The following is a 12,200-nucleotide window of genomic DNA, read 5'->3' as shown; positions in this document are numbered from 1 at the left end:
CCGGATGCCCGCCGGGTCGCTTGCGGCGGTTGCGGGCGACCGCCCCGGTGGTCAGTGGAGGCGCCGGCTGACGCGGATGATCTCCTCGTCGGAGGCGAGGATCTCGCGCTGGAAGCCGTGGCGTTGGGCGAGCGCGAGCATGCCACCGTTGTGGCGCAGCACCTCGCCAAACAGTTCGCGCAGGCCGGCGTTGCGGGCGGAATCGATGACGGCCTCCATCAGGAGGCTGCCCACGCCGCGGCCCTGCCAGGCGTCACTGATGACCACGGCGAACTCCGCGCTCTCGCCGTCGGGTTCGGTGGTGTAGCGGGCGACGCCGACCTGCACCTCCCGGCCCGTGTGGTGGTCGACCGCGATGAAGGCCATCTCGCGGTCGTAGTCGATCTGGGTGAAGCGCACGAGCATCTCGGGCGTGAGTTCGTCCATCGAGCGCATGAACCGGAGATAGCGGGACTTCTCCGACAGGCTGCGCACGAATTCCTGCTCGATGGCAGCGTCCTCGGGCCGGATCGGCCGGAGCTCGAGTTCATGGCCGTCGCGGGTGGTGACCTTCCGGGCCATGTGGCCGGGATAGGGGTGGATGGCCATGTGCGCGTAGTCACGGCCGTCGTGCGCGGGATCGGCCAGTTCGATACGGGCGTCCACGGCCATCACGCCGTTCTCGCCGGCCTGCAGGGGGTTGATATCCAGCGCCGCGAGTTCGGGCAGCTCGCAGGCCATCTCCGAGACCCGGAGCAGGACCTGTTCCACCGCGCCCTCGCGCACCGGGGGCGCGCCGCGAAAGGTGCCAAGGGTGCGCGCCGCGCGAGTCTGCGCCATCAGGCGCCGGGCCAGCGAGGGGTTCAGCGGCGGCAGGGCGACGGCCTGGTCGCCGATGACCTCCACCGCGGTCCCGCCCAGTCCGAAGGCGATTACCGGGCCGAACACCGGGTCGCGCGAGATCCCCACCAGCAGTTCGCGAACATGCCCGACCTCGGCCATGCGTTCTACGCTCACGCCTTCAACCTCGACCTCCGGGAATTGCTCGTGGATCTGGTCGAGCATCTCCTGGGCCTGCTGGCGCACGGCCTGCACGCTGCGCAGGTTGAGTCGTACACCGCCAAAGTCGCTCTTGTGGGTGAGGTCGGGCGCACTGATCTTGAGCGCGACCGGGAAGCCCTGGGTCTCGGCGGCCAGCATCGCGTCGGCCGGGTCGCGGGCGAGGATGCTGGGACTGCAGGGGATGTGGAAGGCGGCCAGCACGGCCCGGGACTCGCGCATGCTCAGGACCCTGCGGCCCTGGCTGCGTGCGTGTTGCAGGATCAGGCGCGCGCCCTCGATATCCGCGGGCTGGTCATCGCTGCGGGGGCCGGGGACCTGCAGCAGCATGCGCTGGTTGCGTCGGTGTTCGATCAGCCAGGCGAAGGTCTCGACCGCGCCTTCGGGCGTGCGGAACTGGGGGATCCCTTCCGCGTCGAAGCGATTCCGTGCGCGGGCCACCAGCGGGTCGCCCATCCAGCAGGCCAGCACCGGCTTGTGGCTTTTGCGGGCCTGTTCGATCACGGCCTCGGCACAGGCGTCGGGGTCGGTCATGGCCTGCGGGGTGAGCAGGACGCTCGCCATGTGAACCCCGGGGTCCGCGAGCACGATGCGCAGGGCTTCGCCATAGCGTTCGGGGGTAGCGTCGCCGAGGATGTCCACCGGGTTGCCATGCGACCAGTGGGCGGGCAGCAGGGCGTTGAGCGCCGCCAGCGTGCCGTCGGCCAGCGTGGCCAGGTTCAGGCCGAGGTCGGCGGCCCGGTCCACGGCCATCACGCCGGGTCCGCCGCCGTTGGTGAGGATGGCGAGATCCTCGCCGCGCAGGCGCACGCCGCTGGCCAGTGTCTGGGCTGCGGAAAACCACTGCGACACGCGCTCCACCCGGACCACGCCGGCGCGCTGCAGGGCCGCGTCGAACACCGCATCCGAACCCATCATCGCCCCGGTATGGGTGGCGGCCGCCTGGGCGGTGGCCGCATGGCGAGCGGACTTGAGGACTACCACGGGCTTCATGCGCGCGGCGGCGCGCAAGCCCGACAGAAAGCGCCGCGTGTGGCGGATGCCCTCGACGTACAGCAGGATGCCCTGGGTCTCGGGGTCCACCGCGAGGTAGTCCAGCAGCTCGCCGAAGTCGACGTCTGCGGCGTCGCCGGTCGAGGCCACGCTGGAAAACCCGATGCCGGTGGGCTCCGCCCAGTCCAGGACGGCGGTGATCAGCGCCCCGGAGCTGGAGATCAGCCCGAGCTTGCCGGGCAGCGCCTGGTTGTGGCTGAAGGTCGCGTTGAGCCCGATGCCCGGGCGCATGATGCCCAGGCAGTTGGGGCCGATCAGGCGCATGCGGTAACGCTGTGCGATCTCGACGCATTCCTGCTGCAGGCGTTCGCCCTCTCGGCCGGCTTCGCCGAAGCCGGCCGAGAGGATGACGGCGCCGCGCAGGCCCGCCTCGCCACAGTTGCGCAGGATGCCGGGGACGGCCCGAGCCGGGGTGGCGATCAGCGCCAGGTCCACCATGTGCTCGCCGGGTTTCAGCTCGGGCACGCAGTGCAGGCCCTGTACCTCGGCGTATTTGGGATTTACCGGGAGCAGGGTGCGCTTGAAGCCGGCCGCCAGGAGGTTGGCCAGCACCGTGCGGCCGACGCTGCCCTCGCGTTCGGATGCGCCGAACACGGCGACACCGCGCGGATTGAACAGCTTGTCCAGGATGTGGGTTCCCATGCATGCTCTCGGTTATGACGTGCCCAGTGTCTTCATAGCATGAATCTAGCGTTCTTCTCGCCGGACGCCGGCCTTGAGCACGACAATGGTCCCGGCCACCCGGAATGTCCGGAGCGGCTGAGCGCAATCCGTGACCAGCTGGTGGCCAGCGGGCTGGATCCGTGGGTCCTGCATCGCGAGGCGTTCCCGGCGACGCGGGCGGACCTGCGCCGGGTTCACACACGCGACTTTATCGACACCATCCAGCAGCACGTCCCGGAAGGGGGGCGGGTGATGCTGGATGGCGACACGGCCTTGTCGCCGGGGAGTCGCGAGGCCGCGTTGCTGGCGGCCGGCGCGGGCATTGGCGCGGTGGACTGGGTTATGGGGGCGGCGAACCGGCGGGCCTTCTGCGCGGTGCGGCCACCGGGGCACCACGCCCGTGCCGACCGGGCGGCCGGGTTCTGCCTGTTCAACAACGTGGTGATTGCCGCCCGCCATGCACAGGAGCGCCATGGTGTGGGGCGCATCGCCATCGTCGACTTCGACGTGCACCATGGCGACGGCACCGAGTCCCTGGTGGCGGGTGATGACGCCATCCTGTTCGCTTCCGCCTTCGAGCATCCGGCTTATCCCGGGTCGGGCATCCCGCCGCTGGCCGACAACTGCCTGAATGTCCCGGTACCCGGCGGATCGTCGGGGGAGCAGTGGCGCGACGCGGTGGCTGGGGCCTGGTTCGATGCGCTGGACGCCTTTGCCCCGGAACTCGTGCTGATCTCCGCCGGATTCGATGCCCATCGCGAGGACGAACTCTCGCGCCTGTTGCTGGCCGAGGATGACTACGCCTGGATCACTCGTGAGCTGGTGGCCCTGGCCGAGCGTCACGCCGATGGGCGCGTGGTCTCCATGCTGGAGGGTGGCTACGCCCTGAGCGCCCTGGGACGCAGTGTGGTGGCGCATATGCGTGCCCTGGCCGCCCTCTGACCTGCCCCGCTTGCGACGCAGCTGCAGCGTATGGGTGGCGCCGCGTTCATGGTTGAGCGGGGGCCGCCTTGTTCAGTGGTTGCGTTCGCCATAGACCGACGCGGCGAGGCGGGCGCCGCTGGCGAGCGCTACGTTCACCAGTACCAATACGGGGGCAAAGGGCTGATCCAGAGGCAGGCTGAGGCTCCAGGCGATCAGGAAACCCGCCAGGGCGATGGCCTGGGTCCACAGGAACAGCCCGCGCAGATTGCGCGCGAGATAGGCCGCACCCCAGGCGGGCAGCAGCAGGGTCGCGAGGGCAGCGGGCAGGCCCAGGACCATGCTGCCCAGCACGACCGCGGCGACCAGCCAGCTGATCTCGGTGAGTCGTTGCCACGTCGGCGGGGGGCGTGTGGCGGGGACATCGGGAGCGAGCTGCGCATGCCGCCATACGCGGTACAGTCCGGGCGCGAGCAGGATGCTGGCGACCGCCAGCACCGCCACCGCCCACAATTCGTTCGGTCCGGCAAAGTACAGCTGGCCTTCGGCCCAGGCGGCCGCCGCCAGGCTGGCCTGCGAGAAGTTGGCGGCCAGCAGGGTCACGGCCGCAAGGCCGGCCAGAAACACCCCCAGCGGCAGGCGCTCGCGGTCCGTGCTGCGCTGTAGCAGGGCCATCACCCCGGTACCCAGGACGAGGGCCACGAGCAGGACCGGCCAGTGCAGCACCGAAGCCAGGACCCCGCCGACGGCGGCCCATTGGCCCAGCGCGAGTGCCTGCCAGACCGAGCCGCGCAGAAACAGTCCAGCGCCGGCGAGACCCAGCACGCCGGTGATCAGCAGGCCTGCCACGAAGGGTATGAGTAGCAGGTCACCCAGCATGGATGTATTCCGTCAGTGGGTGGCGTTCGACCCCGGTGGCCTCCAGGAAATCGTCGTCATGGCTGGTCATCAGCAGTGTGGTGCCGCCTGGCAGGCTGATGATCAGCTCGATCGCATCGTGGCGCACCTCGGCATCCAGATGATTGGCGGGCTCGTCCAGTAGCACCAGACGCTGCGCCGGCGGGCGAGCGGCGTGGCTGGCCAGGGCGGCGGCCAGGCGCAGCAGTTGCCATTGCCCTCCGCTTAGGCGGTCGAGCCGCCGTTCCATCAGGGCGCGCACGCGTGCCTGTTCGGGGGGGTGCGCCCCCATTGCCCGGAACCAGTCGTGTCCGGACAGCGGCCAGGGCTGGCGGCGTGGGTGGTCCTGCGCGAGCAGGCTGATCCGGGCTTGGGGGGCAAGTTCCAGGTGACCGTGATGCACCCGCGCCTGTCCCGTCAGGGCCTTCAGTAGAAGCGATTTTCCAATGCCGTTGGGCCCAGTCAGGGCCCAGCGCGAGCCGATCGGTACGTCCAGGGTCAGCGGGCCCAGCACCGGCCGGTCGAACCCCAGCCGGGCCGACTTGAAACGAAGGATCGGTTGAGCGGGGTCGCGAGACATCGGGGTTCCGGTGACGGGGTGCGCGAAGGATAACGGACCGGTGGAGCGATTCGGGTCCGTCGTCAGGGGATGCGGGCCAGCGCCTCTGCGGGTGGCCGCGGCGTGATTACCGTTGAGGGAGGGTCTTCGCCCAGGTGGTCATCAGCTTCAGGTAGCCGTCCAGCGCCGTGTCGGCTGGAGGCTCGAGTGCTACGGCATGGCTCGGCCAGCCCAGGTGCCGTTCCAGAAACTCTGCGCCGCGCGCCGGCTGGAAGGCGGCGTGGAGGACCGTGCCCTCGGTGCCTTCCAGGTCGCTCACCAGGCTGCGCAGGTGCCGCGCGGTGGGCGGGATGCCCGGGGCCGGTTCCAGGTAGCCCACGATCTCGACCGGAAGCCATTCCTCGAGGTAGTCGAGGTCTTCGTGGTAGACCACGATGCGCTGACCCGGCTCGACCTGTTCGGCCAGGGCCTCGGCGTGGTCGCGCAGGCGTTCGGCGGTGCGCTCGCCGCGTTCCATAAACGTGGCGGCATGGTCCGGGCGCAGGTTGCCCATGCGCTCGGCCAGTGCCAGGGCGATGTCTGCCAGGCGCCGCGGATCACCGTTGAAGTGCGGGTTCCCTTCTTCGTGGGCGTGGCCCATGTTCGGGCCGTCCATGGTGATGGAGCGGCGCAGTTCGATCATGTCCGCCGCACGGAAGTGGCCCGGCTGGCCGGAGTTGATCGCGCGGTTGCGGGCGCCGCGCTGGGCGGCCGGCAGCCAGCCTTCCTCGAGCCCGGCGCCGATCTCGAGCAGCATGTCGGCGCGGCGCAGGGCCGCCATGAAGCTCGGACGGGCGTCCAGGTCGTGCGCGTCCCGATCCGGCGGCGCGAGCACGCGGACCTCGGCCTCGTCGCCGCCAATCTCGCGGGCCAGGGCGCCGAGGGTGGCAGTGGTGGCGACGATGTTCAGTCCGGCGGCGGCCTGCGACGGCAGCAGGAGGAGGGCCAGGATTGCCGCCGAGGCGAGGGCGGCGAGCGCGCGGGGCATGCGGACGCGAGTCTTGCGATAGGACATGCGGGACTCCTTTGAGATCGGGGTATGGCCGGAGGCTGGCAGGGACGGGGGCAGCCCCTGCCAGCCTCGCGAGGACAAGAGGCGGCCTAGAAGCGGTGGGCGCCGTGGGCGCCGAGGGCCACGTTCAGCTGCAGCATGAACTCCAGGCCGCGATCGCGATCGCCGTGGTCATCGACAAGGTCGTTCTGGGACAGTTGGGCGCGCAGGAATACCGGCTCCACCGGGCGGAAGGTCACCTGGGCGGTGTGGCGATAGGAGGTGCCGAAGGACTCGCCGTCGCCGCGGCCGACGTCGTTGCTCAGGCCCAGGGCCTCGGCGCGCAGGCCAGCCTCCCAGCGCGGGGCAAAGCCGTAGACGCCCTGGACGTAGATGCCGTCCTGCTGGTTCTTGAATGATTGTTCGTTACGCACAAAGCCCACCGGCCCGTTGCCGTCGGCTTCGAAGTTCACGTCACGGCGGTCGACATCGATTTCGCGGTAGAAGTACTCGCCCTGCAGGCGCCAGTCGCCATGGCCGTAGGCGCGGCCGGCACTGTATTTGTAGACGGCATCCAGGCCGGCGAACCAGGCGCTGCCGTCCCAGTCCTCGAAGCGCGTGGAGTGCTCGTCGGTGACCTGGTAGCTGCGGGCGTAGCCGCCGGAGACACCGAATTGTGCAGCGTGGTCCGGCCCGAGATCCGGCCCGATCTTGGCAAAGGCGGTGACCAGGCGTGGACCGGAGCGGTCGCGCAGGATGCGGTCCTGATCGTTCAGCGACGACTGGCCGCCTTCGTAGTTGGCGATCCCGCTGGTCTCGCCCTGCAGCAGCTCCACACCCAGCTGGGTGTAGGTCGCGGTGGGGGCGAGCCAGGTCGCCTGTACGCCCTTTTCCAGCAGGCCGTGGTCGCCGAACAGGTACTCGTTGACCAGCGGGCGGTTCACGAAGTCCCACTCGTGCGGGTGGCGGTTGTTGATGTAGCCGATGTCAGACAGGAACTTGCCCGCCTTGAGCTGGAGGCCGCCGGGCAGGGCGCGGGTGGTCAGGTAGGCCTCGTCGACCTCGATGTCCTGGTCGTCGAATTCGATGATCACGGTGGCGTCCAGGAGGTCGCCGAGACGGGCCTGGAAGCCCAGCTCCGAATGGCCCAGATTGAAGCCGTCGTCGAGGCCGTGGTCGTCGCCATTACCATGGCCGTGATCGTGGCCGTCGTCGAAGCCGGCGGGCGAATCATTACCGTGCGAGAGCTCGTTGTAGTAGATGCCCTCGAGGATCAGGGAGACATCCATGCCCCAGGCGGACTCGTCGTCACCGGCGGTCCATTGCGCCGCGGCGGCTCCGGGGGCGGCGAGGGTCAGGCTGGCCAGCGCGGCGAGGACGGGGCGTGAGAACGGGGTGAGGGGCATGTCGGGCTCCTGGTTGCGCGGCAGTCTGCCGGTCCGGGCAGTGCCGATCAACGAAATTGGACTGTTATAGCGTAACGGATAACAAAGCGAACGTTATACAATAACAAGCGAGGTATCAACCCCCCGATCGGGCGCTCCGGTGTGCTGCTGGTCAGTCGCGTGGAAGGCCGGCGCGGGCGAAGGCGTTGCGCCAGGGTTCCAGCTTCTCGGTCAGGCTGAGGCGGGCGTTGGCCGGGCTGGTGGAGGGCAGGCGCAGGGCCTCGACGCCCAGGGCGCGGGTCTCGCGGATGCGCCGCGCGCTTTCGGCGCCGTTGTGGATGATCACGCGCAGGTCCGGGGCCTCGCGGGTCAGCCGGGCGAGATCGTTGGGGACCGGGGCGCGGATGGCGCTGTCCAGGCTCCCCTCGCGCGAGCAGGCGCCGTACACGTCCCAGAGGCCCACGCCGTGGTCGAGCAGGCGCTCGATGCGTTCGGGGTAATCCATTTCCGGGAAGGGCTCGCCGAGGATCTGCCCGACAATCGGCCAGAACTGGTTGCGCGGGTGGGCGTAGTAGGCCTGGGCCTCCAGCGAAGCGACGCCGGGAAAGCTGCCCAGCACGATCAGGCGGGTGTCCGCACGCAGGATGGGCGGGAACGCCTCAAGGGAAACACTGATCGATGTACGCACTCGCGCTCGAGTCACTTTTGCGTGCGAACAAGGCGCGGTGACTGCCGTGCAGTCATTCTGCACAAGGGAACCGCAACGCCGTTCCCACGCAAAAGCGGCCGAGCCCCTGCATTCAATGATTTGTGGGGTTGGCACCTCAGGTTCCCCGATCCTGCGTTGCGGCCCTTGCCGGTAGAACCACTACCGGCTGCGTACCGCGCCTTGTCTCGGAAAACCTGGGGTGCCAACGCGAGCGCGTACATTAATCAGTGTTTCCCTGGGGTCGGTGCGACGTGTGTCACGGGAGGACGGGTCGAGAGGGCCAAGCGCAGATAAAGGCGTCAGGCGCGGTCCTGCTGACCCCGGCGGCAGTCCCCGCACTGGCCATGCAGCTCCACCATGCGCGAGTCGATGGCGAAGTCCTGGGCCTCGGCCTCGTGCTCCAGCGCCTGGCTGGCCGGCTCCGGGGTGTGGAACTCGGTGATCTGGCCGCAGCCGTCGCAGATCATCAGGGCCGACTCGTGGCGCTCGCCGGGGTGCGAGCAGGCGACGAAGCCGTTGAGGCTCTCGATACGGTGGATCAGGCCCTGTTCCAGCAGAAAGGCCAGGGTGCGGTACACGGTTGGCGGCTTGATGCTGTGATCATCGGAGGACAGCGCGTGGATCAGGTCGTACGCCTTGATGACGCCCTCAGTGCGCAGGATCTGCTCCAGGATGCGCCGGCGCTGCTCGGTCAGGCGTGCACCACGGGTGGCGCAGACGCGTTCGGCGTCGGCCAGGGCCTGTTCGATGTCCGGCGTCTTGGTCTCGGCGGCGGCAGTCATGCGCCTAGGATAGCCCAAACGATCACGGTGCCCGTAACCGCCTCGGTGATCAGGCGGGTTCGGCGGCGCGGGTGGTTTCGGTGTCGGGCTCGGTTGGATGGGTCGCCTCGGGGCGCGCGAAGACCTCGGCGGACCACCGGGCGCGTTCGGCGGCCGGCTCGATGTCGCGGGCCACCATGTGTGCATCCACCGCGAGGATGCGGTGGTCCAGGCCTTCGCCGTTGGCGATCTGGATGGCGAGCCCGGGCCGGGCGTTGAGTTCCAGGATCAGCGGCCCGCGGTCGGCATCGATCACCACGTCCACCCCCAGGTAGCCGAGCTCGCTCAGCTCAAAGCAGCCGGCGGCCAGTTCCATCAGCTGGTCCCAACCGGGGATTTGCAGACCGACAATGCTCTTTTCGCTGTCGGGGTGCTCGCGGCAGGGCCGGTTGTAGCGCACGCCGCCGATGGTACGGCCGGAGCCGAGGTCAATGCCCGTTCCCACGGCACCCTGGTGCAGATTGGCCTTGCCGTCGGAGTCCTGGGTTGGCAGGCGCATCATCGCCATTACCGGGTAGCCGCGATAGACCACGGTGCGGATATCCGGCACGCCCTGGTGCGAGACCTCATCGAAGATCGAGGAGAAGCGCACCCGCTGCTCGATCATGGCGGCATCCGGTCGGCCACCCAGGCTGTACATGCCCGAGAGGACGTTGGCGATGTGATCGTCCAGTTCGCTCAGCTCCATGGCGCGGCCACCGGCCCGACGAGGCCGATCGCCGCGCCAGCCGTCGATCACCAGAATGCCGTCGCCGGCCGCGCCGTGGGCCGGCTTGATGACGAAGCCGTCTTCATAGTTCCGCAGCTGCTTCCGCACGTCGCGAATCTGGCGCAGGGTGCGTACGACGCCGTACAGATCCGGCACCGAGAGCCCGGCATCCAGGGCGAGTTGTTTGGTCTGCAGCTTGTCGTCCACCCGTGGGTAGAATCGCCGTGCGTTCCAGGCGGCGATATAGCGGGCATTGCGGGCGTTCATGCCGACGATGCCCTGCTCCTTCAACAGTTTCGGGCGCACGAAGCGCGGCAGCCAGGCCGGCATTAGTCGGTCCTCCGCATCGCATCCTGGATGCGTCCGAAGCGGAACAGCTCGGTGAGCCTGTAGCCGGTGTAGCGTCCCAGCAGGAGGGTCACGGCCAGCAGGACCAGCAGCAATTCCGGGAACACGAACAACAGGTGTTCCAGCTGGCGGTTGGCCATCAGCCCGTAGGCCGCGGCCGCGACGGCCAGGCTGCCAATCCCTTGGGTGATGGCATCGGCGGGGCCGTGTTCTTCCCAGACCACCGACATGCGCTCGATGGTCATGGCGAGGATGACCATCGGGAACAGTGACAGCGCTAGGGCGCGCTCGAAGCCGAGCTGGTGCGACAAGATGCTGACGCCGAGCATGAGCATGATGACCACGCTGACCACTGCCGCCAGGCGCGGGACCAGTAGCAGTCTGAGGTGCTCGAGGTAGAAGCGCACCACGAGACCCAGCGACACGATCAGCGTGAACAGGACGATCCCGGCCAGCAGCTGGGTCTCGCGGAAGGACAGTGCGATCAGCACTGGCATGAAGGTGCCGAAGGTCTGCACGCCGATCACGTTGCGCAGGAACACGATGATCATCGCGCCCAGCGGCACCATCAGCAGCACCCGGTAGGTGTTCTGTGTGCCCAGCGGCAGGTTCAGGGTGGAGAAGTCGAGGAAGCGACTGTCCAGGGTGTCGCCGAAGCGCTGGATGGTCGCCAGGGCATCCTGCACCCCGCGGGCCACCGCAAAGCGCACCTCCGCGTTCTCGCCGTTGGATATCTCCAGGAGCGGGGCGTCGCCGTGCGACCAAACGGCCACGTCGGCGGGGTACTCGATCTCGCCGCTCTCCGGGTCGATGGGTACCCAGCGCCGCGTGTTGTGAACCTCGAGCCAGGTCTGCGGTTCGATGTCGCGGCGGCCGTCGACCAGGCGCAGGGCGGTCACCTGCCGGGCCGGGATGCGGGCCGTGGCCAGCAGCTCGATCAGGGTCTCGGCCCGGCGGGCGCGATTGTCGTCGCTCTCGATAAACACGGCCGCATTGGAAGCCGGTGCGGCATTGGCGAGGTCATTGACCAGTACCGAGGCAAAACTCTGGATGTCCGAGGAGCGTCCGCGGACGTCATCGATCAGCGCCTCGGCGGCCGAACGGAAGGGTTCGGTCCAGTCGGGCACGGCCACTGGCCCCGGGTAGTCGGATTCCGAGCGGTCGTCTCCGTCACGGTAGAGCGTGGCGCGGTAGTACAGCACCTGTTCGCCGCGCGGCTGACGGGTCGTCCACTGGGCCAGGCGATCCTCCGTCTGGAGGACGGTGTTCAGGCCGTAGCCGCGGGATACGAAGCCTTCGTCCAGGATGGAGAAATTCGGCAGGCGGTGTGGGATTCGAAGCTGCACCGTGGTGGCCTCGCCGGTGGCCTGAAAGCGCACGCGGGCCTCCACCTGCCAGGTCTCGGCGGTGGCGTCCGGCTGCAGGGGCATCCCCAGCGCGCTGACCTTGTAGGCGAAGACCCCGAGTCCGATCGCACTCAGCAGTACGATCAGGATCGGCAGGTGGAAGCGCCTCACTGGTCATCCGCCGCGCAATTGGGTGCGCGCAGATGTTCCTCCCCGGAGTCCACCAGGATGTGTCCGGCCATGTGGCTGCGTCCGATCAGGGCCTGGTAGGTCAGGGCCGTGCGGTCGATCAGGCTGGTGTCGGCGGTCAGGAGCTGGTCCCCGATGCAGAACTCCATGCGCACCACCGGACGCTCCTGCGAGTCTCCGCTGTGCCTGCGAATGCGCACGATGCGCTCGATGGGTCGCTCCAGGGTGATGCGTGCGTCCTCGTCTTCCGGATCGATGATCTCGAAGCGGATCCAGTCCTCGCCGTCCCTCTCGAAGCGCTCCTTGTTCAGCGCGTTCAGCGAGGAGGAGGTGGCGCCGGTATCCATGCGCGCCTCCAGCACAACACCTTCCTCGACGATCAGGACGTCCTCCACCACACCGAGGATGGCCAAGGAGGCCCCCGACTCGTGGGCCGCGGCGGATTGCGTCTGGACCGCCAGGCCAAGCAGCATGGTCAGCAGGATGGATTCGGTTAAGCTGGAACGACGGGCGGCTGGAGCAGTCACGCAGT

The 12,200-nt window shown here is 68.6% G+C and carries 11 protein-coding genes; 1 reads left to right on the top strand and 10 read right to left on the bottom strand.

The window, feature by feature from the left end; all coding sequences use genetic code 11:
• Positions 1 to 51: 51 nt before the first annotated feature.
• Complete coding sequence (locus D575_RS0104695; protein WP_018144759.1) at positions 52 to 2,733, bottom strand: bifunctional acetate--CoA ligase family protein/GNAT family N-acetyltransferase; 2,682 nt, start codon at positions 2,731 to 2,733, stop codon at positions 52 to 54.
• 39 nt (positions 2,734 to 2,772) lie between these two features.
• Here D575_RS0104695 and D575_RS0104690 point away from each other — a divergent pair, with 39 nt between their 5' ends.
• Positions 2,773 to 3,696: a histone deacetylase family protein gene (locus D575_RS0104690; protein WP_018144758.1), complete on the top strand. Its 924-nt coding sequence runs from the start codon at positions 2,773 to 2,775 to the stop codon at positions 3,694 to 3,696.
• Between the two features lie 72 nt (positions 3,697 to 3,768).
• Here the strand turns inward: D575_RS0104690 and D575_RS0104685 are convergent, their stop codons facing one another.
• The 9 genes from D575_RS0104685 to D575_RS0104645 all read right to left on the bottom strand — a co-directional run bounded on the left by D575_RS0104685 (position 3,769) and on the right by D575_RS0104645 (position 12,141).
• Positions 3,769 to 4,554 carry a metal ABC transporter permease gene (locus tag D575_RS0104685; protein WP_018144757.1) on the bottom strand — a complete coding sequence of 262 codons (786 nt, stop codon included), beginning with the start codon at positions 4,552 to 4,554 and terminating at the stop codon, positions 3,769 to 3,771.
• On the bottom strand, positions 4,544 to 5,152 hold the full coding sequence (locus D575_RS0104680; protein ID WP_018144756.1) for an AAA family ATPase: 609 nt from the start codon (positions 5,150 to 5,152) through the stop codon (positions 4,544 to 4,546). The genes D575_RS0104685 and D575_RS0104680 overlap by 11 nt, the downstream gene beginning before the upstream one ends.
• Positions 5,153 to 5,258: 106 nt before the next feature.
• Entirely contained in the window at positions 5,259 to 6,185 is a 927-nt protein-coding gene (locus D575_RS0104675; RefSeq protein WP_018144755.1) for a metal ABC transporter substrate-binding protein, read from the bottom strand.
• A gap of 86 nt (positions 6,186 to 6,271) precedes the next feature.
• Positions 6,272 to 7,567, bottom strand: coding sequence for a TonB-dependent receptor (locus D575_RS0104670; RefSeq protein WP_018144754.1), 1,296 nt, complete (start codon positions 7,565 to 7,567; stop codon positions 6,272 to 6,274).
• A gap of 151 nt (positions 7,568 to 7,718) precedes the next feature.
• A complete protein-coding gene (locus D575_RS0104665) occupies positions 7,719 to 8,165 on the bottom strand; it encodes a DNA-deoxyinosine glycosylase (protein ID WP_038032011.1) in 447 nt (148 codons plus the stop codon).
• Between the two features lie 389 nt (positions 8,166 to 8,554).
• On the bottom strand, positions 8,555 to 9,037 hold the full coding sequence (locus D575_RS0104660) for a transcriptional repressor (RefSeq protein ID WP_018144752.1): 483 nt from the start codon (positions 9,035 to 9,037) through the stop codon (positions 8,555 to 8,557).
• A gap of 49 nt (positions 9,038 to 9,086) precedes the next feature.
• A complete protein-coding gene (locus tag D575_RS0104655; RefSeq protein ID WP_018144751.1) occupies positions 9,087 to 10,115 on the bottom strand; it encodes an alpha-L-glutamate ligase-like protein in 1,029 nt (342 codons plus the stop codon).
• Complete coding sequence (locus tag D575_RS0104650; protein WP_018144750.1) at positions 10,115 to 11,650, bottom strand: inactive transglutaminase family protein; 1,536 nt, start codon at positions 11,648 to 11,650, stop codon at positions 10,115 to 10,117. The genes D575_RS0104655 and D575_RS0104650 overlap by 1 nt, the downstream gene beginning before the upstream one ends.
• Positions 11,647 to 12,141, bottom strand: coding sequence for an ATP-dependent zinc protease (locus tag D575_RS0104645; protein ID WP_051069919.1), 495 nt, complete (start codon positions 12,139 to 12,141; stop codon positions 11,647 to 11,649). The genes D575_RS0104650 and D575_RS0104645 overlap by 4 nt, the downstream gene beginning before the upstream one ends.
• Positions 12,142 to 12,200 lie beyond the last annotated feature (59 nt).

The organism is Thioalkalivibrio sp. AKL6 (assembly GCF_000376905.1).
GTDB classification, from domain to species: Bacteria; Pseudomonadota; Gammaproteobacteria; order Ectothiorhodospirales; family Ectothiorhodospiraceae; genus Thioalkalivibrio; species Thioalkalivibrio versutus.
This window is presented reverse-complemented; position numbering and strand designations above follow the sequence as displayed.